Source organism: Pseudarthrobacter linnaei (assembly GCF_055412825.1).
This window is the reverse complement of record NZ_JBVAYX010000003.1, coordinates 220,143-243,041: the sequence shown is the minus strand read 5'-3', so window position 1 is coordinate 243,041 and position 22,899 is coordinate 220,143. Positions and strand designations below refer to the sequence as shown.

Genomic DNA, 22,899 nt, shown 5'->3' with positions numbered 1-22,899 from the left:
GTCCGCTCAGGAGCGCTTGTTAGGGTGGAGGCATGAAACTCCGCCTCGCAGCCCTGTCCGCCGCCACCCTCATGATCGCCCTGACGGGCTGCGGCCAGGTGCAGGACGCCGCAAACAAGGCCGTCAGCGACGGCGCCTCCCAGGTTGCTACGGCAACCGGCAGTGAAGTGAAGAAGCAGGCCTGCACGCTCGTCGAGGACGGCCTGGTCAGTGTCCAGGACAAGGAACTGCTGGGCGGCCTGGTCGCCGGTGCCGAGGCCGCAGGTGTTCCCGCCGAGATCACCACCCCGGTGCGCCAGATCGCCGACTCAGGCGATCAGGTCCCGGCCGATTCCGTCAAGGCCCTGCAGGACGCCTGCATTAGGTAGCTCTTCCGGGTCAGGCAGCGTCCTAGCGCTTGCCCTTTTTCCGCGATCCCTTGCCGCGGCCCTTGTCGGGGTTGGGCGCGTAGCGCTGCGCCACCTTGGGCTTCTTGACGGCGGGACCGCGCCGGTCCGGTTTCGGTTCCTTTTTGGGCTTGTCCTGCTGGGCGGAGGGCTGGCGGGAGCTCGCGGCAGTCCGGCCGCGGACAATCCCGATGAACTCCTCTATCACCTCGTCCGTGCTGTCGCTGGGCCATGCCACGGCGATCTCCGTCATTGGGGCCCCGGTGAGCTGGCGCGCCACGGTGCCTTTAACGTTGAAGTGGCGGGCCACGGACATCGGCAGGATCGCCAGGCCGGCACCGGAGGCCACCACCTGCAGGGCCATCTCCGGCCCGCCGAGTTCGGCGACGTCCAGGAACGTCTCGTTGGACAGGTCTGCGAAGGCCACCTCCTCGAACACGGAGATCTCGTGCCCCTTGGGTGCCACCACCACGGGTTGTTCCTCATACAGGGGGATGACGCTGAGGCCTTCGCGGTCCACCGGCAGCCGGACAAAGCTCAGGTCCGCGGAACCGTCGCGCAGCACGGTGAGCTGGGCGCCCTCCGCGGACATAAAGGAGCGCAGCGGCACATCGGGCATCCGCTCTTCCCAGCGCCGGGTCCACTTGCCCGGCGTCACGCCGGCGACGTAGGCAAACCGCAGCTCCCGCACTGCATCTTCGGCCGGGACGGCGGCGGTTTCGTCGGGGGTCTGGGGTGTTTCTTCTGCTGCGGACACATGTTCACAGTACCGTCCGGGCTGGCGCGGTGGTCAGTGCCGGTGCCCAGCCAGCCTCTGGCCGGATACCCTTGAAGCATGACCTCTGCAAACTCCCAGTCCATGAAGCCGGCCACCGTTGCCAAGAAGCTTGGCATCTACCTGCCCGCAACACCCCAGGAGTTCCAGGATTCGGTCATCACCCGCGCCGATTTCGCCGAGCTCCAGGCCAACCCGCCGGAGTGGCTCGCCGAACTGCGCCGCAACGGCCCGCACCCCCGCCCGGTGGTCGCGCAGAAGCTCAACGTCTCCATCAGCGGCCTGTCCCGCGGCGGCGTTGAGGAAGCGCTGACGACGGCGGAAATCACCGCGCTGCTGCAGGCTCCCCCGGCGTGGCTGGTCGCCGAACGTTCCACCCACGCTGCCGTCCGCGCCGAGGCCCAGCGGGTCAAGGACGAGGCTGCGAAGAAGGACGCCAAGCAGGCACGCACCGCGGCCGAGTAGCCTGGCCGCCTTCCAGGACACGCCCCTGATCCCGGCGGGGTCGGTCCCGCTCAGTCCTGGTGGAGCTGGACGAAGTTGCCGCACCCGTCGTCGAACACCGCTGTGGTGCCGCCGGGACCAACGGAAGGTTCGGCCTGGAATATCACGCCCTTGGCCGTGAGCCGCTTGTACTCGGCCTGGACATCGGTCACTCCGAAGACGACCGCGGGCAGCCCGGCGTCGTGGCATCCGTTCATGTAGGTGGCCCCGATCGGGTTGTCGCTGGGCTCCAGCAGGAGCCCGACTGTTCCACCGCCGGTCCCGGCCGGGTCCTTCACGATGTACAGGTTGTGCTCGGGCATGGCCAGGAGGCTCTCAAAGCCCAGGATTCCGGTGTAGAACTCGAAAGCGGCGGCGGGGTCCTTGACGTGGATACTGCACATTTTCAGTCGCATGGGCCCTAGGCTACGCCGGGACGGGCCTCGCTGTGAACCGGACGCAAGGCGCCGGGCTCCCGCACAGCTCCGCGGCCATTGACGGCCCGCCTCCAATGGATTCCAATGGAATCAGCGGAACCGCGCCCGTCCGGGCCGGATCCCTGGAGGTGTTGGAATGCCGTCCCTGTTCGAGTCCGCCCCCTTCGCGCTCTGGCACTTGTTGGCCCTGGCAGTCATCGTTGTGTGCGCGTCCGGAGCCTCGGTCTATCTCATCCGCAAGCATGTGGCCGATGCCAGCGATGGCCTGCCCGATGCCGTGTTCTGGGACGTCTTTGCCGGACTCGCCATCGTGGCGCCGGCCGTGGTCCTCCCCGCTCTGGCGGCACCGTGGGCCGGACTGCTGCTCGGGATTCTCGCCGTGGCCGCTGCCGCCTGCTCCTACTTCTGGACTCCCAGGGTCCTCAGCCGGCGCGGGGCCCGCCGGGCCTCCCGGGATATTGCGGCCAGCAACGAGGCGGCTGCGGCCCGGCACCGCCTCGCCCTGGCCCGGTGGCAGCGCTACGAACTGGACCCCGCGCACGGCATCGACTACCCCGCGATGAGCGACCCGCGGCAGCCGGAGACGGCCGCCCTGATCCGGGCGATGAAGGCCGCGGAACAGCTCCGTGGCGGGACGGAGGCCGCTTATGGCCCGGCGGTGGACCGGCTGGAACAGGCCCTCGCCGACGCCGAACGGGCCGCCGGTGTCGGCTCGGGCACCCCGCCCCGGCCCGCCGGATTGACCAGGGTGGATCCGGCCCACGGCTGACACTGTGCACCGCAACAGCTGATCGCCTCGGACTCCGAGGAGGCGGCCAACAAGGTCGCGTCTTTCACGGCGCAGAGTTAAACCGGGGCCTACAGGTCGACCGTGCCGCTTTCGCCCACGCTCATCCGGCTGTGCGTGACCTTGGACTTGACCCACTGCAGGACCGTCGCGGCGGTTCCGCCCGGGCTGGTCCAGTATTCGGCGGAGTCGGAATCGACGTGCAGCAGGACCACCTCCGGGGTGTCCGGGCCGTCCGGGAACCAGGCCTCGACCATCTGGTTCCAGAGCTCGTGGATCTTCTGGCGGTCGGTGACGACTTCGGCCGTTCCGGCCACCGACACCCATTCCGTGCCTTTGCCGAAGGAGACATTGACACCCGGGTGCGCCCGGACCTGGGCCACCTGGGAGGTGGCGGCGGAGGTAAAGAACCACATGTCGCCGTCGTCCTTCACCTCCTGGACGGCGAGCGGCCGGCTGACCAGTGCGCCTTCCGCGTTGACGGTGGTGAACATCCCGATCCGCGAACCGTTGATGATGTCCGTAACTTTGCTGATGTTTTCTGCGTCCGGCATGCTGTCCCCTCGTTCCACGGGGGAAGGTCCCCCTCCCGCCAGCCTATTGGTAAGTTTGCTTACTTTCCAGTGGCTGCCGGACGGAGGACCTTCCCGGCGTGGTGCGGCGCAGGCCTACGACCGCGTGGGCAGGACCTTGCCCTTGAAGAACTCCGGGCGGATCTTGGCCATGACCAGCATGAGCACCACACCCAGCAGGATCACACCCATGCCCAGGACGAACACGAGGCCGATGCCGCCGACGGATGATCCGGAACCGTATGCCGGATCCATGGAGTCATAGGCGGTCTTGACGAACATCACCAGCAGGATGACGCCGCCCAGGAGCGGGGCGAGGAACTTGAAGAAGAATGCCTGTGCCCCGCTGAAGGCCTCGCTCCGGAAGAACCAGACGCAGGCCAGGGCGGTGATGCCGTAGTAGAAGCAGATCATCATGCCGAGTGCGGTGATGGTGTCCCACAACGCGTTCTCGGAGGTGGTCCGGGTGATCACATAGAACCCCGCCGCGGCGATGGCCGCCGCGATCGTGGCGTAGCTGGGCGACTTGAAGGTAGGGCTGATCCGGCCGAACTTGGTCGGCAGCGCCTTGTAGTGGCCCATCGCCAGCAGCGTCCGGGCCGGTGAGACGAACGTCGACTGCAGGGACGCGGCCGAGCTGCTCAGAATGGACAGGGACATCAGGATGGCGAACGGGCCCATGACCGGTCCGGCGAGGACGGCGAAGATGCTGCCCTGGTTTTCCGGGTTTCCGGCCCCCAGGCCTTCCTCACCGATGCCGGCGTACGTCAGCGTGGCCAGGGCGACGGTCATGTAGATGATCACGATGACGAGCACGGTAACGGTGGCGGCGCGGCCCGGGGTCTTCTCCGGGTTGCGCGTTTCCTCGTTCATGGTCAGGGTGACGTCCCAGCCCCAGTAGATGAAGATCGAGAGGGAGACCCCGGCGGCGAAGGCCGAGAAGGATTCGACGGCGAACGGGTTGAACCACTCGGGGGTGATCGCGGTGGCATCGAAAGCTGTGCCGTTGGCGACGTGGCTGAAAGCGGCGACGGCGAACCAGCCGAGAACCAGGAGCTGGAACGCGACCAGCACGTACTGCACGCTCTTGGTGGTTTCCATGCCGCGGTAGGAGATCCAGCAGGCCAGCGCAATGAACACCAGGGTGGTGGCGATGTTCAGCGGCAGGTTCAGGGTCAGATCGGCCAGGTCAGGATTGCCGAACAGCTGGGCCAGCATGAGGTAGAAGAAGTCCACGGCCACGGCGGCCAGGTTGGACAACACAATGATCGTCGCGGCGATCAGTCCCCAGCCGCCCATCCAGCCGATCCAGGGCCCGAAAGCGCGCGAGGCCCAAGTGAAGGAGGTTCCGGCGTCGGGCATGGCGTTGTTCAGTTCCCGGTAGCCGAACGCGACGAGCAGCATCGGGATGAAGCCAACCAGGAAGATGGCGGGCAGCTGGACGCCGACTTCGGCGACCGTCGGGCCCAGGGCCGCGGTCAGTGTGTACGCCGGGGCAATACAGGACACACCGATGACGACGGCGCCGATCAGGCCTACCGATCCGGCTTTGAGGCCCTTGGCGCTCAGTCCTGCGTGGGTGTCGTGCGAGGTCTTGGCCGCGGCGTGTTCGGTGCTCATTGAGGTGCCTCTCCGGACGTGTCATTCGACGTTGGGTGGTTCTGGTGCTTGAGTTCGTAGCCGCTGGGCACCACGAGCATCGGTACGGGCAGGGCCCGGAGGATCCGGTTGGCGGTGCTGCCCAGGAAGATGGCGCGGCCCTGGGCCAGGCGGCTCGATCCGATGACCAGGACCTCGCCGTCTTCCCAGTCGAGGCCGTCCACGGCCTCTTCGATGCTCCGGCCCTGCGCGACGACGACGTCCGTCTTGGCCGCCAGCTGGACGCCCGACGGGCTGACCGGCGCGGCTGCCGCGACGGTCTTCTCCGCGTACTCGCGGGCGGCCGCAGCGGCGGTTGAGTCGCCGCCGTCGAGCGCGAGCAGCGATACCACGCGCAACGGGACGGCCCGGTTCGCCGCCATGCCGATGGCGAAATCGAGCAGCTTCTCTGCTCCCGCCCGGGTGCCGAGTCCGCAGCTGATCCGGGTCAGGGCCTCCTGGCGGTAGTAGCCGTGAGGTGCCAGGGCCACCGGGACCGTGGACGCGTGAAGGAGCGCGCTGGCCACCGAACCGATGCTGAAGCGCTTGAACAGGCCGGTGCGCGTGGCCCCGATGACCAGGACATCCGCGCCGAGTTCCTCGGCCGCGTCGATCAGCGTCTGGGCATCGGAGTCGCCGCTGCGGATGTGCGCCTGCGCCGGAACGTCGGACGGGACGAGGGCGAGGGCCTCGTCGAGCCATTGGCGGGCCTGCTCGTTCAGAAGGTTCTCGAAGCCTGCCTTGGGCGCATGGGCCGCACCGAACTGCTGGACTTCTGGCACCACCAGGACGAGATCCAGGCTGGCACCGCGGCCGCGTGCCAGCGATACGGCCAGATTGACGGCATCGTGGCCTCTGGCATTGGCTGAATACCCCACTACGTAACGCATCTGGCCGATCCTTTCTGAGCTGTTGGGTTGGGTGGGAGGTTCGGGCTAATGGGAGGCCACGGAGCTGCGGTCTGCGGCTGCGACAATCCGGGCCGCCGTCTGGCGTCCCATCCTGACCGCACCGTCGACGTGCTGGTAGCCCTCGGCAGCGAGGTCAGAGGAGGACCAGAAGATCGGGCCGACCGGGGCGTGCTGGTCCTTGCCATAGCGGTGCAGTCCGCCGAGGTCGTAGCTGGAGGCATAGGCGCCGCGGGTCCACTCCTCGGAGCCCCAGTCCGATTCGTAGTAGACCTCCGGTTCGAGGGCCGTGTCCCCCAGGAATCCGGCCATTGATTCGAGGATGGCACGGCGGCGTTCCTCGGCGCTGAGCTCGAACATGGCATCGGCCTTCTCATCCGAGACGAAGCCGACCAGGGTGCCGCGGGCGTCCTCGTGGTTGGTGTTGTCGTAGACCTCCTGGACCAGGGCGGAGGCGCCGAAGCAGGTTCCGGAGAGGCCGTCCTCGCGCCAGAACGGGGAGCTGTAGACGGCGTGAACCTTGATGACCAGGCCGAGGGACTGGTGCTGGTGCATCTGGTGCTGGCGGCGCGGCAGCGGCGGGTTGAAGGAGACCCGGGAGTAGAGGTTCGGCGGCACGGCCATGATGACGAAGCGCGCCTTCACGGTGGCGCGCTCGGAAACAGCCGTCACCCGGTGCCCTGCAGTGTTTACTTCAGTTCCCCCTGCGGAGGATGGCACCCAGTTGATGGTGCGCACCGGGCTGTCCAGCACGACGTCGTCACCCAGTTCGGCCGCGAGCAGCTCGGAGAGCTGCTGCATTCCGCCGATGACGCGCTTGTCCAGGATGAAGTCTTCGTCGGTGAGGTGGCTGAAGGATCCGGCGGAGGCTGCCATCAGCACGGCCTGCAGCGCGGAGAAGGCGTGGGCGGGCTTGGTCAGCATGCCGCCGGCAATGAAGAGCCCGATGTTGTTGCAGGCTTCCTCATCCGAGGAGTTCTCCCGCAGCCAGTGGTGGAAAGAGATGGTGTCCAGCTCCCTGGCCTTGGGGTGCGCCCACGGCTCGGTGGGGCCGACCTCGGCGGCGAGGGAATCCAGCAGGGCGGTGAGCTTGTCCATTTCGGCGGCGGTGGTTTCGCTGACCGGAAAGGTTTCGCCCGTATAGAGGGTGCGCTTGCCGTCGGAGCCGATGTAGACGGACTTGCCGTCGCGGTAACGCGAGTAGGTCTGCAGGCCAAGCTCGTCAAGGAGCGCCAGCAGTTCGGTCTGGTCCGGGGAGACCCACTGGCCGCCGATCTCCAGCATGGCACCGTCGATGGTGTCGGTCCAGGTGCGGCCGCCGACACGGTCGCGCGCCTCCAGGACGGCCACGCTCAGGCCGGCCTTCTTCAGCTCCCGGGCTGCGGTCAGCCCGGCGGGGCCGGCTCCGACGATGACGACGTCGCGGTCAAGTTCCAGCATGATGTCCTCTCTGTGGCCGCTGTAGTGATGCGGACCACTAAATGAATGCCGTTCATTTAGGATGACTATAGACCCTTTGAAGGCCTCAGGGAAGAGCTCCCGCGCAGGACATTTCCCAGGGAAAGTGCCCGTAAAGTGGGAACAATGGGAGCATCCAGGACACCGACCGCAGGAAGGCCAGCAATGCCGGCATCAACCAGCGCCCCTGCCGATCCGCACCGCCACGACGCGAAACCGCGCCGCCGGGTGGGCAGGCCAGCGGCGGCCGTCCTCGACCAGGACGGCATCACGGCGGCGGCGCTGCAGCTCATCGGGAAGAGCGGCTATGACGGATTCACGATGGCTGCTCTGGCCCGGACGCTGAACGTGGCGCCGTCGGCCCTGTACAACCATGTCTCGTCCAAGCGCGACGTCCTCGTGCTGGTCCAGGACCACCTGACGTCATTCGTTGATGTGTCCCTCTTCGAGGCCGAACCGTGGGACCAGGCCGTGCGCAGTTGGGCCTGGAGCTACCGCGACGTGTTCTCCAAGCACACGCCGCTGATCCCGGTGATCGCCGTGCTCCCGGTGACCGACGCCCCCAAGACGCTGGCCATGTATGAGGCCGTCAGCGCCGGGTTCAGCCGCGCGGGTTTCCCGCAGGGGCTGATCGTGTCCGCGATCGTGGCGCTGGAATCCTTCATCTTTGGCTCCGCCTACGACGTCACGGCGCCGGCGGACATTTTTGCCTCCGGCAGCATGGCGGACTCGACGCCGAACTTCACCGCCGCCGTCAAGCAGCAGGACCTGGAAGGCTACGACAAACCCGCCGACGTCGCCTTCAACCTCGGCCTGGAGGCGATGATCGCGCGCTTCGGGACGCTCCGCGGCTGACCGCCGAAAAGCAACGCGGGGTCACTTCCGGCCCATAATCCCCTCCGGGATGGGCCGGAAGTGACCCCGCGTTGCTTTGGGGTGACGGGCCGTCAGCGGAGGCGATCGGCGGCCCGGGATAGCAGTCCTTGTTGGCGTCCCGGGTTAAACCAAAAGAACCCCGGTCCTAAGACCGGGGTTCTTTCATTTTGCGTGCGCGAGGGGGGATTTGAACCCCCACGCCCTTTCGGACACTGGCACCTGAAGCCAGCGCGTCTGCCGTTCCGCCACTCGCGCGCAACTTCCTCCACGGAGTTGTCGGTCCAGAATCGGGCCGTGAACCTCGTGAAAGCAGCGAGATCAAGCATAACGGACAACCGTGGGAAAACACCAATCGGCCTCCGGAGCGGGACAGATCAGGACATACAGCGCACGACATCCGGGGGCCGCACCACCCGGACCGGACCCTCACCGCACCCCTGGACGTCATCTTCGGCGGGCGCAGCGACCCGATGTCCGTGCACGTCAGGGCCGGTCCGGCGCGATTTTCCGGCGCGGGGTGGCGACGCGCATTAAGGCCATTCCCAGACTCGCCCAGTAGTATCTGATGTAGGAGTGCCCGCTGACAGCGGGCTCCCGCAGATGTGGGAAACCGAGTTCGGAACGAATGCTGCCCTGCAGCCGTCACGAAAGGAGAAGGACCATGGGATTGCTGGACAAAGTCGAGCGCGGCATCGAAAAGGCCGTCCGTGGAGTCTTCTCCACCGGTTCTCGCGCCCAGGTTGAGCCGGTCGAGATCGCCAGCCACCTCCGCCGCGAGGTCGACAACAAGGCCATCACCATCGCCGCGGGACGGACCCTCGCCCCCAACGTCTTCGACGTCTTCCTCAGCGACGATGACTTCCTACGGGCCCAGGAATGGGGCACTCCGCTGGCTGAAGAACTTTGCGACGTGGTCATCAACCACGTGCGTAGCCAGGGCTACACCCTCCCGGGTCCCGTCCGGATCAGTTTCCGCCGTGACGGGGACCGCCGCGCCGGCGACTTCGAGATCAAGGCCCGGACCGAAAAGAATCCGTCCGCCTCCGCACCGGCCCAGCCGGCCGCGCACGCCGGAATGCCAGCCGCGCCGACGCGCCAGCCCTCCCGGATGCAGCCCGTGCTGGACATCGACGGGCAGCGCTACTCCTTGAACGCCCCGGCGATCGTGCTGGGACGTTCCTCCGAAGCGGACATTCTTATTGACGACACCGGCGTTTCCCGCCGCCATCTGGAAATCCGCACGGGCCCGGGCACCGCCCAGGCCGTGGATCTGGGCTCCACGAACGGCAGCTACGTCAACGGCCACAAGATTGTGGGCTCCTCGGAGCTCACCGACGGCTCCACGATCACAATGGGACGGACCAAGATCATCTTCCGACTTTTGCCCGCCAGCCCGGGCGGCCGCCGATGAGCGAACTGACCATCACCGCCCTGCGCTTCGGATTCCTCCTGCTCCTGTGGGTGCTCATTCTCAGCATTGTTGCCGCCATGCGACGCGACCTCATGATCGGACGCAAGGCAGCAGCGGGCGCCCCCACGGCGCGGCAGGTCCGCAAGAACCCGGCCCTGGCCGAGCCGGCGGCCCCCGTCAGGCAACAGCCCCGCCAACTGGTCGTGACCGAGGGCCCGCTCAAGGGCACCACGATCCAGCTGGCCGCCAGCCCCATCCTGCTGGGCCGCGCCCAGGAAGCCACCCTTGTGCTGGAGGATGACTATGCCTCGGGCCGCCATGCCCGCCTGTTCCCGCAGGGCAGCCGCTGGTTTATCGAGGATCTTGGCTCGACCAACGGCACCTATCTGGCCGACCAGCAGCTCACCAGGGCACTGCCCGTAGAGCTGGGTGTCCCCGTGAGAATCGGCAAGACGGTCATTGAATTGAGGCCGTAGCCGTGGCTGCCCCTGATCGCCCCACAGACAGGGCCGAAGGCAAAACAACTGCCCCCAAGCGGCCGCTCATCATGCGCTACGCCGCGCGTTCCGACGTCGGCAGCGTGCGCGCGAAGAACGACGACTCCGCCTACGTCGGCCGGCACCTCGCCGTCGTCGCCGACGGAATGGGTGGACACGCCGGCGGCGATGTCGCCTCTGCCGCCACGGTGCTGGACATGATCCATCTCGACAGCGACGATTACGACGGCGACGCCGGCACTGTCCTGGCCGACGAGATCCAGACCGCCAACTCCCTGCTGTCCGAACTCGTCCACATCGATCCCAAGCTGGCCGGCATGGGGACCACCGTCACCGCCCTCCTGCTGGCCGAGGGCAAGCTGCACTTCGCCCATATTGGTGACTCCCGCGCGTACCGGCTCCGGAACGGCGAATTCGAGCAGGTCAGCGTGGACCACACCTTCGTGCAGCGCCTGATCGATGAAGGCAGGCTCCGCCCCGAAGAAGCGGAGACCCATCCGCACAAGAACGTCCTGATGCGCGTCCTTGGCGATGTCGATGCCAGCCCTGAACTGGACCTGGCAACGCTCGAGGTCGTACCGGGTGAGCGCTGGCTGCTCTGTTCCGACGGTCTGAACTACGTCGCCGGCCACGTCGTGGAGCGTACCGTCCGGGAGACCAGCAGCCTGCGGGAATGCGTTGAGCTGCTGGTCGATCTCACTCTGGAGGCCGGCGCCCCGGACAACGTCACCGTGGTGATGCTGGAAATCGCCGAACAGACCACCGACGACGTCCGCACCGCCGCCGTCGAAATTGTCCCGTCGACGCCGCCGGCCACCGTTGCCGCGATCGTGTCCGAAGGCCTCCGCCAGGCCGGAGACACCTTTGGTGCAGCGAAGACTGCCGAGGCGCCGCCTAAGGCCCATGGCGAGACCGGCGCCTCCGCCACAGTCCCACTGGCCGGAGGAATCGCGACGACCCCCGCTCCGTCCGGGGCCGCGGACTCCCGGTCCGACGCCGGCACAGCCGTCGACCGGCCGGCCGGCGGCTCCCCCGGACCGGGCGAACCTATAACCTCCACCGACCCCCACCTGGGTGAGCATCTGTCCGCCGAGGTGCTCCGCGAGGAACTGGCCGGCCGCCCCCACGAGCTCGTGGGCGCTGCCGCTACAGCCGCGGCAGCCGGCTCCATCCCCACCATTGCGGGGCGTACCATGGCCCGCCGGGCGGCAACGGTCCTGACCCACAAGTCGGAGCAGGCGCGGGAGGAAGCCGAAGAGTACCGGCAGGCCGGCCGGCCCCGCCGCTGGGTGACGGTGTCCATTGCCGCGGCCATCGTGGCTTTTCTCACGGTGGGTCTATGGCTGGGCTACGCATGGACCCAGACGCGGTACTACATCGGCGAGCACGACCAGCGTGTAGCCATCTTCAACGGGGTCTCCCAGCGTCTGGGACCCATCCAGCTCTCCACCCTCGAAGCGGTGACCGAAATCCGGATGTCAGAACTCCCCGAATTTTCCCAGCAGAGGGTGCGCCAGACCGTGCCGGCCCGGGACCTCTATGACGCCCAGCGGATCGTTAAGAACCTTGAGCGCACCGGCACCACCGCCCCCGCGGACGAGTGCATCACCCCGTCTCCGACCCCTGCCACGCCCGGCGCGACTGCGGATCCGGGTGCCACGGCGAGTCCCGGCGCGGCCGGAACCGCGGCACCTTCGCCGGCGGCCACGACTCCTGTCTGCGAGGCGGTGAAATGACACCCATCGATCCCGCACCTCGCCCGCGGCGGAACGTAGAGCTCGTCCTGCTGGTGCTGGCCCTTGCCGTCGGCATTGGGGCCAACGCCCTGGTCGGAGTGGACCAGCAGAGAGCGTTCGACACCGATTTCTGGTTCCAATCGAGCCTGCTCGCCGCCGCCGCCCTCGCGTTCCATGTCGTCCTGCGTCTTCGGGCAAAATATGCCGATCCGGTAATTCTTCCGCTGGTAGTGGCGCTCAACGGCCTCGGCCTCGCCATGATCCACCGGTTGGACCGGGTCGGGGAGGACACCGGCAACAACCAGCTGCGCTGGACCCTGGTGGCCATGGCCGTTTCTGTCGCTGTCATCTGGTTCCTCAAGGACCACCGGATCCTCCGCCGCTTTACCTACATCTCCCTGGCCGCCAGTGCAATCCTGCTGATCCTCCCTCTGGTCCCCGGCATAACGGCCGGCGAAATCCTGGGCGCGCGGGTCTGGATCAAGTTCGGCTCGATGACCTTCCAGCCCGGTGAAATCGCCAAAATCACCCTCGCTATATTCTTTGCCGGGTATCTTTCCTCCAACCGCGATCTCATCCTGCTGGCCGGGCGGAAAGTCGGTCCCCTCCAGTTCCCGCGGTTCAAGGACATGGGCCCCATGATCGCCGCCTGGCTCGTGAGCATTGGAGTGCTGATCTTCCAGCGGGACCTCGGCTCGTCGATCCTTTTCTTTGGTCTTTTTCTGGTGATGATCTACGTCGCCACGAGCCGCATCAGCTGGGTGGTCATCGGCGTCGGGCTCATCGCAGTCGGCGGTTTCGTCGCCTCTCGCGTCTTCTCCCACGTCGCCCTGCGGATTGACGGCTGGATCAACGCCTTCACCGACGAGGTCTACGGCCGCGCGTTCGGCGGTAGCCTGCAGATCGTCGAAGGACTATTCGGCATGGCCAACGGCGGACTGGTCGGCACCGGCCTCGGCCAGGGACGCCCCAATCTGGTTCCGTTCGCCAACAGCGACATGATCATTGCCTCCTTCGGCGAGGAACTCGGGTTGATCGGTCTCTTCGCGATCGTCCTGATGTACCTGCTGCTCTTCACCCGGGGCTTCCGCGCGGCGCTCGGCACCCGTGACGCGTTCGGCAAGCTGCTTGCCACCGGGCTGTCCTTCGCCATTGCCCTGCAGTGCTTTGTCGTGATCGGCGGCGTCACCCGGCTCATTCCCCTCACCGGCCTCACCACGCCGTTCCTGGCCGCTGGCGGCTCATCGCTGCTGGCCAACTGGATCATCGTCGGACTGTTGCTGATGATCTCGCATACGGCGCGCGGCCCGGTGGACACAACACCACTGGCCCCCGGCGAGGAACCCGACCCCCAGAAAGTATTGCCTGCCATGCCTTCGAAGCCGGCCACCATGCCCGGCACCGGACGAAACAGTCCGGACGCCCCGACCGAGGCGGTGAAGCTGTGAACCAAGCCATTCGCAACGCCTGGATCGCCGCAATCGCGATGTTCGTCTTGATCTTCGGTGCCCTCAGCTACGTCCAGGTGGTTGGAGCGGACGAGCTGGAGGCCAATGCCTGGAACAAGCGCACCCTCCTGCAGAACTACTGCAACGACCGCGGCGCCATCATCGTGGGCGGTGCCCCGGTGGCCGAGTCCGTCGCCGCCGCGGAGAGCTGCGCGTTCCAGCGCACTTACAACCAGCCGGAACCCTACGCCGGGATCACCGGCTATTTCTCCCGGAGCTTCGGCGTGACCGGGCTTGAAAGCACGATGAACAAGGAGCTCGCCGGCAGCTCGGACCAACAGTTCCTGGACCGGGTTGGGCAGCTGTTCCTGGGCAACCAGCCCAAGGGTGCCTCCGTGGAGCTCACCGTCGATCCCAAGATCCAAAAGCTCGCCTTCGACCTCATCCCGGCCGGCCAGCGTGGATCGATCGTGGTGACCAACCCGAAGACCGGCGCGATCATCGCCATGGTGTCCAAGCCGTCCTACGATCCCAACCTGATCGCCACCCAGGACCCGGTGGCTGAGGCCGCAAACTTCGCAGAGCTGAACAAGGTTCCCGGGATCAACCTGAACCAGAACGTCAGCGGACCCACCGGGGAGTTGCTGGCCCCGGGGTCGGTGTTCAAGCTCATCGACACGTCCGCGGCGCTCAAATCGGGAAAGTACAACAAGGACAGCATCCTGCCCAACCCTGCGGAGATGTCTTTCCCCGGCATCCAGTACACGCTGCCCAATTACGCCGGCGGCAACTGCTACGCCCGCGACACGGCGACTTTTGCCTTCGCCCTGCAGCAATCCTGCAACACGCCGTTTGCCAGTATCGCCCTGGACCTGGGGCAGCAGGCCATTGCGGACGAGGCAGAGAAGTTCGGCTTCGGGCAGGACTGGGGCGACGAGCTGAAACTGGACTCCGCGCCGAGTTTCTTCCCGACCGAAGAGCTGGATGACGCCAGCCTGGCCCAGTCGTCGATCGGCCAGCGGGACGTCCGGGCCACGCCGCTGCAGATCAACCAGATGACCGCCGCGATCGCCAACAACGGTGTGCAGATGCAGCCGAACCTGATCAAGGCCGTACGCTCCCCGGACCTGCGGCCGATCAACGAGCCGAAACCCCAGGCCCTCCGGACCTCCACCACGCCGGAGATTGCCCGGCAGATCAACGAGTGGATGGTCAGCGTCGTCAGCGAGGGCATCGGCCGCGGCGCGGCAGTGCCCGGGGTCAAGGTGGCCGGCAAGACCGGTACCGCGGAACTCGGGGACGGCCGGAACAACTCATGGTTTACCGGGTTCGCCCCGGCGAACGACCCGCAGGTGGCTGTCACCATCGTCATGGAAGGCGTAGACATCACCACCGGCGCAAAGCTAACCAGTCCGAACGCGAAGAAGATTTTTGAGGCGGTGTTGAATAAGTGAGGCCTTCATCAGGAATCACCCTCGGCGGCAGATTCCAGCTGACCACGCGTATTGCGATCGGCGGCATGGGAGAAGTCTGGAAGGCCAAAGATCTGATCCTTGGCCGCATCGTCGCCATCAAGGTGCTCAAGGAGGAGTACACGGGCGACCCCGGCTTCCTGCAGCGCTTCCGCGCCGAAGCCCGCCACACGGCACTCCTGAACCACGTGGGCATCGCCAACGTCTTTGACTACGGCGAGGAAGAAGGCTCCGCCTACCTCGTCATGGAGCTGGTCCCGGGCCAGCCGCTGAGCAGCATCATCGAACATGAACAGGTGCTCTCCCCGGACCGGACCCTGTCCATGATCGCGCAGACCGCCCGAGCCCTCTCGGTGGCCCACGCCCAGGGCCTGGTCCACCGCGACGTCAAGCCGGGCAACCTGCTGATCACCCCGGACGGCCGCGTCAAGGTCACGGACTTCGGCATCGCCCGGCTGGCCGACCAGGTCCCGCTCACCCAGACCGGCCAGGTTATGGGCACCGCCCAGTACCTGGCTCCGGAGCAGGCAACCGGACAGCTGGCTACCGGCGCCTCGGATATCTATGCCCTCGGTGTCATCGGCTACGAGTGCCTCACCGGGCACCGCCCGTTTTCCGGGGAATCCCAGATCGCGATCGCGCTGGCCCAGGTCAACGACGCGCCGCCGCCGCTGCCGGAAACCCTGCCGAAGCCGGTCCGCGCCCTGCTGATGTCCATGCTGGCCAAGGACCCGAAGAACCGACCGGCCGACGCCCTCAAACTGTCCGAGGCCGCCGAGGCTATCCGCAACGGCGACATCCCGGCAGCACACGCCGCCGTCCCGGGCATGTTGCTCTTCGAGGCAGCAACCGGGCCGATCACGGCACCGGTTGACATCCCGACGGCAGCAACCGGAGTCATTGGCGCTGCGGACCGTACGACGTCGGCCACCTCGGCTCTGCCCGTGATCGGCGCCGCCGGAGCGGGCGCCGCCGCCGGAGCCGCCGCCGGAGCCGCCGCCGCCAGCGCGTATGGGGCCCGCAACACAGTGGCGCGTGCCGACGCCCTCGCCGCGGAACGCAATTGGGTCCAGGAGGAGGACGACGATTACGACGAACCGGCCACTGAGCCGGAACGCCGCGGGCGCAGCCCCTGGACCTGGCCGCTGATTGCCCTGATCCTGCTGGTGCTGTTCGCGCTGGTGGGTGTCATGCTGACCCAGGCCGGGATCCTGTTCCCGCAGAATCCGGCGAGCAGCAGCGCCACCACCACCAGCGCGTCACCGGCCCCCACCAGCGCCTCGCCCTCGACCACGAGCGCCAGCCCCACCAGCAGCTCCGCGGCACCGACGCAGTCCACACCGGCCGCCATCAACCTGATTCCGGAAAGCTACCTGGGCCGTCCATACAACGGAGTCCGAACTGAACTGATTGGCCTGGGGCTCGGCGTTACCGGAGCGGAAGTCTTCGACGAATCCGCCCCCGGAACGGTGCTGGAAATCGACCCGGCCGGGCGGGTCCAGCCTGACACGACCATCACGGTGACCTACTCCAAGGGTCCGGAGCCCACCAAGGCTCCGGAGACTGTGCCGGTCCCGCCTCTGCAGTCCGGCGCCAGTGAAGCCACCGTCCAGCAGGCCATCCAGAATGCCGGCCTGCGCTGGGCCAAGGGGCCCGACGTGAATCCGACGAACAAGAAAGAGGCGCCCGGAACCTTCGTCAGTTCCGAGCCCGCTTCCGGCAGCAAGGTACCCGCCGGGGCGCTCGTGACCTACCACCTGGCCAAGCCCGCAGCCGCGGGATCAACCCCCAGCCCCACGGGAACGTAGCCCCCTATGTCCACTTCACCCCGCACCCCATCGCACCGGGAGGACCGCGGCCCCGTGAACACCCAGCGCGTCCTTAGCGGGCGCTATGAGCTGGGTGAGCTGATCGGCCGCGGCGGCATGGCCGACGTCTTCCGCGGCGTCGACACCCGTCTTGGACGCACCGTGGCGGTCAAACTGCTCCGCCCGGACCTGGCCCGGGACCCCCAGTTCCAGGCCAGGTTCAAGCGCGAGGCGCAGGCGGTGGCCGCGCTGAACCATCCCTCGATCGTGGCTATCTACGACACCGGGGACCACGCCGTCCCCGGCGACCACGAAGACACCGTCCGGGTGCCGTACATCGTGATGGAGTTTGTCTCGGGCAAGACGATCCGGGACCTGATCCGGGCCAAGGAAGTCAGCATCGACCAGGCGATTGACTTCTCCCTGGGGGTGCTCGCGGCCCTGGATTACAGCCACAAGGCCGGGATTGTGCACCGCGACATCAAACCCGCCAATGTGATGTTCTGCCCGGCATCCAACAGCGTCAAGGTGATGGACTTCGGGATTGCCCGCGCCATGGCGGACTCGGCAGCGACCATGACCCAAACCCAGGCCGTGGTGGGCACCGCCCAGTACCTTTCACCGGAACAGGCCCGCGGTGAGACCGTGGATGCCCGCAGCGATCTTTACTCTGCCGGCTGCCTGTTGTACGAGATGCTTGCCGGCCGCCCGCCCTTCATCGGCGACAGCCCCGTGTCGGTGGCTTACCAGCATGTGCGTGAGATCCCCGAACTGGCCAGCAGCTTGAATCCTGACGTGTCCGAGGCGCTGGACAGCGTGCTGATGAAGGCGCTGCAGAAGAACCGCGCGGACCGCTTCCAGGATGCCGCCGCGTTCCGCCGTGCCCTCCGGGCCGCGCAGAGCGGGGTTGGCGTCGCCGCGCCGGCCGCGAGCGAAGCCCCCACTGACCCCAATGACACGGTCCCGGCCCCGGACGGCACGCCGACGGCCGCCTTCTCCGTGACCGGCGCGAAGTTCCTCGACGAGACCCCCACCGGGCGTCTCCGGCCCGCGCTGGAAACCCCGGACGATGAGAACGCGCTGATGGTCCAGGGTGTCGTCTATGGCGCCGCGGACAGCGGCAGCCTGCCGCTGGTCCTGCCGCCCGAGCGCGAGCACACCCCGCGTCAGCAGTCCCGGCGTCGGACGTGGATCACCGCCCTGGTAGTCGTCACCGTCCTTGTACTGGCAGGCGGCGGCCTCTGGCTCTACAACATGATGAACCAGGCGCCGCCCCCGGTAGCCAAGGTCCTCGTGCCGTCGGTGACGTCGTTGACCGAGACAGAGGCCCTCCAAAAACTCTACAATGCAGGACTGAAACCCCAGCTCAGCCGGATGCAGCACGAGACGATCGCCAAGGGCATTGCGGTCGGCACCGTCCCGGCTATGGGGAGCTCGCTGGACCCGAATTCCGACATCACGCTGAACATCTCCGAAGGTCCCAGCGTCATCGCCATCCCTGCCGACCTGCCCGGACGCACTGAGGCGGCCGCGCGCGATGTGCTGCGCCAGAAGGGTCTCGCCGGAGCGCCGGGCACCACCATGGCCAACAGCCCCACGGTCCCGGCCGGAATCGTGATCACCACCAACCCGGCGCCGGGCCAGAACGTGGCCGCCGGCAGCCTCGTGGAAATCATCGTCTCCACCGGCAAGGTTGTGGTGCCCCAGCTGGTCGGGCTTCCCCAGGCCGAGGCTGAAGCGGCCCTGAAGGCGCAGGGCCTGGTCATGATTGCCACAGAAGTGGAAAATTCCCAGGTCGAACCGGGTAAGGTCACCGGACAGTCCGACGCCGCGGAGGCTCTCGTGGAACAGGGAAAGGCGGTCTCCGTCACCGTGGCCAAGGCTCCGCCGCCCCCACCGCCGAGCCCCACACCCACACCGACCCCGACATCCACCAAGGGCGACTGAGTCCCTCCTGGTTGGCCTAGTGCTTGATGAGCGGGCTCAGCGATGCTGCACGCTGGGCCGCGCCGGCCATGCCGAGCGATTCGAGCCAGGTCCCGAGCATCCGGTAGCCGCCTTCAGTGAGCACGGATTCCGGGTGGAACTGCACCCCGCAGAGTGGGGCGGTGCGGTGCTGGAGCCCCATGACGACTCCGGTTCCCGTCTCCGCGGTGATCTCCAGGACCTCCGGGATACTCTCACGGACGGCCGCGAGGGAGTGGTAGCGGGTCGCCGTGAACGGCGAAGGCAGCCCGGCGAACACACTGGTGCCGTGGTGCTCCACGAGGGAGGTCTTGCCGTGCATCAACTCCGGCGCGTGCGTGACCGTTCCCCCGTAGGCCTCGGCCAGTGCCTGGTGACCCAGGCAGACGCCCAGCATGGGTTTGTTGTGGCTGCCGCACCACTTGATCAGCTCGATGCAGACGCCCGCGCCGGCGGGGTTCCCGGGGCCCGGGGAGATGAGGACGCCGTCGCGGGCCTCCGCCAGGTCGACCGCCTCGGCCAGGGTGACGTCGTCGTTGCGGACCACCGTGGTCTCCGCGCCGAGTTCCTGGAGGTATCCCACCAGGGTGTACACAAAGCTGTCGTAGTTGTCGACGACGAGAATCTTGGCTGTGCTCATGGGTGCCTTGCTGAACCAATCGTTGAATCAGAGAGCCGGGTGGATCGTGCCATCCAGGTCGTTCGCGGCGGACATTCCCGTGGCCTGAACTACGGCTAGAATTGGCTCCGAATAAGAACTTCAACATGACCAAGAGCGCTGACCGCCGGGGTATTCCTTCTTGCAGGATATCAAGCCAGGGTCCCGTTCCTGTTCCAGCCGTCTAGGAGGACCCGTGCCCGAATCAAAGCGCCGCAAACGGACTGCCCACGAAACGCCGCAGACATCAGCCGCGCAGGCCAACAAGCCCAATGCGGTCTGGTTCAAGCCGGTGATGTTCGGCCTGATGATCATTGGCCTGCTGTGGATCATCACTTTCTACATCAGCAAAGGCACACTTCCGGTTGCTGCCTGGGGATCCGGGAATATTATCGCCGGCTTCGGCATCGCCATCATCGGCTTCCTGATGACCACCCGCTGGCGTTCCTGAGGCCCGCCGCCTCTCACGGAAGGCCGGTACACCCTGGTGTACCGGCCTTCCGCTTTTAACGTCGGACCCCGAAGGGGCCGATAATGCTGGAGGGGAGAACAGCGGCTCGCCCTGCAAGCGAAGGAGTCCAGATGGACCTGGCAACAACAGGCCTGGTAATCGGCGACGACGGCCTGGCCCGGCCGCCCTGGGCCGCCGTGGATCCGATGCTGCGCGAGTACTACGACACCGAGTGGGGACTTCCGGTGCGCGACGAGCAGGGCCTGTACGAGCGCATCAGCCTCGAGGCCTTCCAGGCCGGACTGTCCTGGGCCACAATTCTCCGGAAACGGCCGGCATTCCGGGCCGCATTCCGCGACTTCCATCCCGAGACGGTGGCCGCGTTCACGGAAGCGGATGTTGAGAGTCTCCTCCTCGACGCCGGAATCGTCCGCAACCGGCTGAAGATCCGTGCCGCCATCACCAATGCAAAGGCCACCATTGCCCTGCGCGACGACGGCGGGCTGGTTGATTTCGTCTGGTCCTTCCAGCCGGATTCCACTCCCGAGCCGACGTCCTTCGAGGAAATTCCCACCACCTCGGCGGAGTCGATCGCGCTGTCCAAGTCCCTGCGGAAGCGGGGTTTCGCGTTCGTCGGGCCCACCACGATGTACGCCCTGATGGAAGCCATCGGCATGATCGATACCCATCTGCTGGACAGCCACCGCCGCGGGACCTCCGGCATCTGGCCACGCTAAGCCCCGCGCCGGTGTGCACAACTCCGGCCAAAGTTATCCACACTGTTGACAACTTTTGGCGCCGGCCGCTGCTGTGCACCGCCTTTGCCCCTGCACTGCGGCCCCCGAAAAGCATTTCCGGAGGACGTTCCCTCAGCAATGACAATGCTGTGAGTTACTAACAGTGTGGATTCCCTGTGGATAAGTTTGCCGCGTGGCCCGGAGGATTGGTGGCAACGCGGGGTGGCACGTGCGCGTCACTTCGAATGAACGGTCCAGCGCCGCTAAGTTATCCACTTGATAACACCCCAGTACCCACAACTTATCCACAACTGGGGATAACCGGGCACTGTCAGGGGATTTTCGGCGGTTCCGGCCCCAACTGGCGCCAATTCGGTCCGGGATAGTCCAAACGGGGGGTTATTAACACTGTGAATAACCCTGTTGAAATCAGATTTGATTAGGCAGCAGGGGCGGTGGTTCTGTGTGGAACCTCGCTGCCTGATCGCGCCCGTCATCTCGCTCCGAGGCACGCGACCTGTCTCCGGCGCCGAGTTGTCCACTTAACCACAGGGCCAGCCACACGGGTTATCCACAATTGTGGAGATCCGAATGCGCCCTGCTCCGGAATCGCCCGGTGTGGCCGTCAAATCCGGGACAGAGTCTTGAACTACAAGCGTGTAAGTTACCAACAGTGTGGATAACCCCTGTGGACAACCCAAATGGGACTGGCTGTACGGGGAGCCGACGGCTCAGCCGCGGCTGCGGGGGGGCTGTACGAGGGTCGGTGCTGCAAGAAGGGCGGTACGGCACGAAGAAAGGGTACGGCAGCTACGCCAGGAGAGGGTGCAGTAAGCGCCGCGCGCCAGAAGGCGCCCGCGGGCTCAGGCGCCGGCGACGCGGAAGGCGGAGACTGCGATCAGCACGGCGAGGACCAAGATCAGACCACCGGCCTGCAGCAGGCTCTGTCGCGGGCCGCGGGGTGTGTACGCCAGGACGGCGGCACACAGGGCGCCCGTGACGGCACCGCCAAGGTGGGCCTGCCAGGCGATCGAGGGGACCACGAAGCCGATGGCGCCGTTAATAAGGATGAGCACCCAGAGTTGCCTGGTGTCGCCACCGCGGCGGCGTTGGACCACGAGCATGGCGCCGAAAAGCCCAAAGATAGCGCCCGAAGCGCCGACAACGCCGCTCAGCGGCTGGCCCGGGACATACCCCGGCGTCAGCAGGAGGTAGCCGACCGATCCGCCAAATGCGGACAGCAAATACACCGCCAGAAAGCGGATTCGTCCCAGGAGGGGCTCAAGCACCTGGCCAAACACCCACAGCATGTACATATTCAGCGCGATATGGAGGATGAAGCCCTGGGAATGCAGGAAAGCGGAGGTCACCATCCGCCACGGTTCGAAGACCCCATACTCCGGGCTGGCATAGACGGTGGCGAACGCCAGGTTCTGGTAGATCCCGTCGTTGGGGACCAGCCACTGGAGCACAAAGACCAGCGCGCACAAACCGATGAGGGAGAGCGTAACCACGGGTTTCCCGGCGGCCACGGCGCCGCCGTAAACGGTCTTGACCGCTGGCGTCGTACGTTTTGTTTCGTTGACACAGTCAACGCATTGGAATCCGACGGCGGCCGCCCGCTGGCATTCGGGGCACGCTGGGCGCCCGCAACGCTGGCAGCGCACATAGGAGGGCCGGTCCGGGTGCCGGGGGCACACCGGGATCTGCGCGGACGGCTCTGCCGCCGGAATTCCGTAGCTCATGCGCTGGGCTTAGAGCTTTTCTACGTCAATGCTGTTGATGGTGACGTCCTCGACCGGGCGGTCGCCCGTTCCGGTGCGGACACCCTCGATGGCGTCCACAACCTTCCTGGACTCGTCGTCTGCCACCTCGCCGAAGATGCTGTGCTTGCCCTGCAGCCAGCCGGTGGGGATGGTCGTGATGAAGAACTGCGAGCCGTTGGTGCCGCGGCCCATCTGGATGCCGGCGTTCGCCATGGCCAGCTTGTAGGGCTCGTTGAATGTCAGCTCCGGGTGGATTTCATCGTCGAACTTGTAGCCCGGGCCGCCCACGCCCCGGCCCAGGGGATCGCCCGCCTGGATCATGAAGTCCTTGATGATGCGGTGAAAGATGGTGCCGTCATAGAGCGGCGTCCCGGTCTTGTCCTCGCCTGACTCCGGGTGGGTCCAGGCCTTCTCGCCCGTGGCCAGTCCGACGAAATTCTCGACAGTCTTGGGGGCGTGGTTGCCGAAGAGATTGACGACAATGTCGCCCATGCTCGTGTGGATGGTTGCTTTTGCGGTTGCGATGGCAGTCATGAGCCCTATTCTTCCACGAGAGGCCCCTGCACACAGGGCCGGTCCGCCAGTTCCGCGCTCGGTGAAATCCGCCCAAAATCCGCCTGAAGAATAGCC

General features: G+C 66.4%; 22 protein-coding genes and 1 tRNA gene. 13 read left to right on the top strand and 10 right to left on the bottom strand.

Annotated elements, in window-relative coordinates; genetic code table 11:
• The first annotated feature begins 32 nt into the window (after positions 1-32).
• Positions 33-368, top strand: a complete 336-nt coding sequence (locus tag ACZYZ3_RS04920) for a hypothetical protein (protein ID WP_463962711.1) — start codon at positions 33-35, stop codon at positions 366-368.
• A 22-nt stretch (positions 369-390) separates the two neighbouring features.
• On the opposite strand, the gene ACZYZ3_RS04915 is transcribed toward ACZYZ3_RS04920, so the two are convergent.
• On the bottom strand, positions 391-1,143 hold the full coding sequence (locus ACZYZ3_RS04915) for a LysR family substrate-binding domain-containing protein (RefSeq protein WP_463962710.1): 753 nt from the start codon (positions 1,141-1,143) through the stop codon (positions 391-393).
• Positions 1,144-1,221: 78 nt separating this feature from the next.
• Here ACZYZ3_RS04915 and ACZYZ3_RS04910 point away from each other — a divergent pair, with 78 nt between their 5' ends.
• Positions 1,222-1,626 carry a DUF5997 family protein gene (locus ACZYZ3_RS04910; RefSeq protein ID WP_463962709.1) on the top strand — a complete coding sequence of 135 codons (405 nt, stop codon included), beginning with the start codon at positions 1,222-1,224 and terminating at the stop codon, positions 1,624-1,626.
• Positions 1,627-1,676: 50 nt separating this feature from the next.
• Here the strand turns inward: ACZYZ3_RS04910 and ACZYZ3_RS04905 are convergent, their stop codons facing one another.
• Positions 1,677-2,060, bottom strand: a complete 384-nt coding sequence (locus ACZYZ3_RS04905; RefSeq protein ID WP_463962708.1) for a VOC family protein — start codon at positions 2,058-2,060, stop codon at positions 1,677-1,679.
• A 157-nt stretch (positions 2,061-2,217) separates the two neighbouring features.
• Between ACZYZ3_RS04905 and ACZYZ3_RS04900 the strand changes: the two genes are divergently transcribed.
• Positions 2,218-2,850 (top strand): hypothetical protein, encoded by a 633-nt coding sequence (locus tag ACZYZ3_RS04900; RefSeq protein WP_463962707.1) that lies wholly within the window; start codon positions 2,218-2,220, stop codon positions 2,848-2,850.
• An 89-nt stretch (positions 2,851-2,939) separates the two neighbouring features.
• On the opposite strand, the gene ACZYZ3_RS04895 is transcribed toward ACZYZ3_RS04900, so the two are convergent.
• The 4 genes from ACZYZ3_RS04895 to ACZYZ3_RS04880 form a co-directional block, all read right to left on the bottom strand.
• Positions 2,940-3,422 (bottom strand): pyridoxamine 5'-phosphate oxidase family protein, encoded by a 483-nt coding sequence (locus ACZYZ3_RS04895; RefSeq protein ID WP_463962706.1) that lies wholly within the window; start codon positions 3,420-3,422, stop codon positions 2,940-2,942.
• 114 nt (positions 3,423-3,536) lie between these two features.
• The gene (locus ACZYZ3_RS04890; RefSeq protein WP_463962705.1) at positions 3,537-5,060 is read right to left on the bottom strand and encodes an APC family permease; all 1,524 of its coding nucleotides are present in this window, start codon (positions 5,058-5,060) and stop codon (positions 3,537-3,539) included.
• Positions 5,057-5,968: a universal stress protein gene (locus ACZYZ3_RS04885; RefSeq protein ID WP_463962704.1), complete on the bottom strand. Its 912-nt coding sequence runs from the start codon at positions 5,966-5,968 to the stop codon at positions 5,057-5,059. The genes ACZYZ3_RS04890 and ACZYZ3_RS04885 overlap by 4 nt, the downstream gene beginning before the upstream one ends.
• 45 nt (positions 5,969-6,013) lie before the next feature.
• Entirely contained in the window at positions 6,014-7,426 is a 1,413-nt protein-coding gene (locus ACZYZ3_RS04880) for a flavin monoamine oxidase family protein (RefSeq protein WP_463962703.1), read from the bottom strand.
• A gap of 183 nt (positions 7,427-7,609) precedes the next feature.
• Between ACZYZ3_RS04880 and ACZYZ3_RS04875 the strand changes: the two genes are divergently transcribed.
• Positions 7,610-8,299: a TetR/AcrR family transcriptional regulator gene (locus ACZYZ3_RS04875; protein ID WP_463962702.1), complete on the top strand. Its 690-nt coding sequence runs from the start codon at positions 7,610-7,612 to the stop codon at positions 8,297-8,299.
• Positions 8,300-8,492: 193 nt separating this feature from the next.
• Here ACZYZ3_RS04875 and ACZYZ3_RS04870 read toward each other — a convergent pair.
• A tRNA-Leu gene (locus ACZYZ3_RS04870) sits at positions 8,493-8,575 on the bottom strand.
• 406 nt (positions 8,576-8,981) lie between these two features.
• On the opposite strand from ACZYZ3_RS04870, the gene ACZYZ3_RS04865 reads away from it, so the two are divergent.
• The 7 genes from ACZYZ3_RS04865 to pknB are packed head-to-tail and all read left to right on the top strand — an operon-like array spanning position 8,982 to position 18,639.
• The gene (locus tag ACZYZ3_RS04865; protein WP_463962701.1) at positions 8,982-9,731 is read left to right on the top strand and encodes an FHA domain-containing protein; all 750 of its coding nucleotides are present in this window, start codon (positions 8,982-8,984) and stop codon (positions 9,729-9,731) included.
• Positions 9,728-10,207, top strand: a complete 480-nt coding sequence (locus ACZYZ3_RS04860) for an FHA domain-containing protein FhaB/FipA (RefSeq protein ID WP_463962700.1) — start codon at positions 9,728-9,730, stop codon at positions 10,205-10,207. The genes ACZYZ3_RS04865 and ACZYZ3_RS04860 overlap by 4 nt, the downstream gene beginning before the upstream one ends.
• Positions 10,208-10,209: 2 nt before the next feature.
• Positions 10,210-11,964: a PP2C family protein-serine/threonine phosphatase gene (locus ACZYZ3_RS04855; protein ID WP_463962699.1), complete on the top strand. Its 1,755-nt coding sequence runs from the start codon at positions 10,210-10,212 to the stop codon at positions 11,962-11,964.
• Positions 11,961-13,412 carry an FtsW/RodA/SpoVE family cell cycle protein gene (locus tag ACZYZ3_RS04850; RefSeq protein WP_463962698.1) on the top strand — a complete coding sequence of 484 codons (1,452 nt, stop codon included), beginning with the start codon at positions 11,961-11,963 and terminating at the stop codon, positions 13,410-13,412. Before ACZYZ3_RS04855 ends, ACZYZ3_RS04850 begins: the two co-directional genes overlap by 4 nt.
• Positions 13,409-14,866: a peptidoglycan D,D-transpeptidase FtsI family protein gene (locus tag ACZYZ3_RS04845; protein ID WP_463962697.1), complete on the top strand. Its 1,458-nt coding sequence runs from the start codon at positions 13,409-13,411 to the stop codon at positions 14,864-14,866. Before ACZYZ3_RS04850 ends, ACZYZ3_RS04845 begins: the two co-directional genes overlap by 4 nt.
• Positions 14,863-16,692, top strand: coding sequence for a protein kinase domain-containing protein (locus tag ACZYZ3_RS04840; protein ID WP_463962696.1), 1,830 nt, complete (start codon positions 14,863-14,865; stop codon positions 16,690-16,692). Before ACZYZ3_RS04845 ends, ACZYZ3_RS04840 begins: the two co-directional genes overlap by 4 nt.
• Before the next feature lie 6 nt (positions 16,693-16,698).
• Entirely contained in the window at positions 16,699-18,639 is a 1,941-nt protein-coding gene (pknB, locus tag ACZYZ3_RS04835) for a Stk1 family PASTA domain-containing Ser/Thr kinase (RefSeq protein WP_463962695.1), read from the top strand.
• A gap of 16 nt (positions 18,640-18,655) precedes the next feature.
• Here the strand turns inward: pknB and ACZYZ3_RS04830 are convergent, their stop codons facing one another.
• On the bottom strand, positions 18,656-19,297 hold the full coding sequence (locus ACZYZ3_RS04830) for an aminodeoxychorismate/anthranilate synthase component II (protein ID WP_463962694.1): 642 nt from the start codon (positions 19,295-19,297) through the stop codon (positions 18,656-18,658).
• Positions 19,298-19,511: 214 nt separating this feature from the next.
• Between ACZYZ3_RS04830 and ACZYZ3_RS04825 the strand changes: the two genes are divergently transcribed.
• Both ACZYZ3_RS04825 and ACZYZ3_RS04820 read left to right on the top strand, forming a co-directional pair.
• A complete protein-coding gene (locus tag ACZYZ3_RS04825; RefSeq protein ID WP_463962693.1) occupies positions 19,512-19,766 on the top strand; it encodes a cell division protein CrgA in 255 nt (84 codons plus the stop codon).
• Between the two features lie 131 nt (positions 19,767-19,897).
• The gene (locus ACZYZ3_RS04820) at positions 19,898-20,503 is read left to right on the top strand and encodes a DNA-3-methyladenine glycosylase I (RefSeq protein ID WP_463962692.1); all 606 of its coding nucleotides are present in this window, start codon (positions 19,898-19,900) and stop codon (positions 20,501-20,503) included.
• 863 nt (positions 20,504-21,366) lie between these two features.
• On the opposite strand, the gene ACZYZ3_RS04815 is transcribed toward ACZYZ3_RS04820, so the two are convergent.
• Together ACZYZ3_RS04815 and ACZYZ3_RS04810 are read right to left on the bottom strand one after the other, a co-directional pair.
• Positions 21,367-22,248, bottom strand: coding sequence for a rhomboid family intramembrane serine protease (locus ACZYZ3_RS04815; RefSeq protein WP_463962691.1), 882 nt, complete (start codon positions 22,246-22,248; stop codon positions 21,367-21,369).
• 9 nt (positions 22,249-22,257) lie between these two features.
• Positions 22,258-22,803, bottom strand: coding sequence for a peptidylprolyl isomerase (locus ACZYZ3_RS04810; protein ID WP_463962690.1), 546 nt, complete (start codon positions 22,801-22,803; stop codon positions 22,258-22,260).
• Positions 22,804-22,899: the final 96 nt, after the last annotated feature.

Bases quoted from the DNA above. Each gene is read 5' to 3' on its own strand.
- ACZYZ3_RS04920 (WP_463962711.1), top strand. From the start codon at position 33: ATGAAACTCCGCCTCGCAGCCCTGTCCGCCGCCACCCTCATGATCGCC.
- ACZYZ3_RS04910 (WP_463962709.1), top strand. From the start codon at position 1,222: ATGACCTCTGCAAACTCCCAGTCCATGAAGCCGGCCACCGTTGCCAAG.
- ACZYZ3_RS04905 (WP_463962708.1), bottom strand. From the start codon at position 2,060: ATGCGACTGAAAATGTGCAGTATCCACGTCAAGGACCCCGCCGCCGCT.
- ACZYZ3_RS04900 (WP_463962707.1), top strand. From the start codon at position 2,218: ATGCCGTCCCTGTTCGAGTCCGCCCCCTTCGCGCTCTGGCACTTGTTG.
- ACZYZ3_RS04895 (WP_463962706.1), bottom strand. From the start codon at position 3,422: ATGCCGGACGCAGAAAACATCAGCAAAGTTACGGACATCATCAACGGT.
- ACZYZ3_RS04890 (WP_463962705.1), bottom strand. From the start codon at position 5,060: ATGAGCACCGAACACGCCGCGGCCAAGACCTCGCACGACACCCACGCA.
- ACZYZ3_RS04885 (WP_463962704.1), bottom strand. From the start codon at position 5,968: ATGCGTTACGTAGTGGGGTATTCAGCCAATGCCAGAGGCCACGATGCC.
- ACZYZ3_RS04880 (WP_463962703.1), bottom strand. From the start codon at position 7,426: ATGCTGGAACTTGACCGCGACGTCGTCATCGTCGGAGCCGGCCCCGCC.
- ACZYZ3_RS04875 (WP_463962702.1), top strand. From the start codon at position 7,610: ATGCCGGCATCAACCAGCGCCCCTGCCGATCCGCACCGCCACGACGCG.
- ACZYZ3_RS04865 (WP_463962701.1), top strand. From the start codon at position 8,982: ATGGGATTGCTGGACAAAGTCGAGCGCGGCATCGAAAAGGCCGTCCGT.
- ACZYZ3_RS04860 (WP_463962700.1), top strand. From the start codon at position 9,728: ATGAGCGAACTGACCATCACCGCCCTGCGCTTCGGATTCCTCCTGCTC.
- ACZYZ3_RS04850 (WP_463962698.1), top strand. From the start codon at position 11,961: ATGACACCCATCGATCCCGCACCTCGCCCGCGGCGGAACGTAGAGCTC.
- pknB (WP_463962695.1), top strand. From the start codon at position 16,699: ATGTCCACTTCACCCCGCACCCCATCGCACCGGGAGGACCGCGGCCCC.
- ACZYZ3_RS04830 (WP_463962694.1), bottom strand. From the start codon at position 19,297: ATGAGCACAGCCAAGATTCTCGTCGTCGACAACTACGACAGCTTTGTG.
- ACZYZ3_RS04820 (WP_463962692.1), top strand. From the start codon at position 19,898: ATGGACCTGGCAACAACAGGCCTGGTAATCGGCGACGACGGCCTGGCC.
- ACZYZ3_RS04815 (WP_463962691.1), bottom strand. From the start codon at position 22,248: ATGAGCTACGGAATTCCGGCGGCAGAGCCGTCCGCGCAGATCCCGGTG.
- ACZYZ3_RS04810 (WP_463962690.1), bottom strand. From the start codon at position 22,803: ATGACTGCCATCGCAACCGCAAAAGCAACCATCCACACGAGCATGGGC.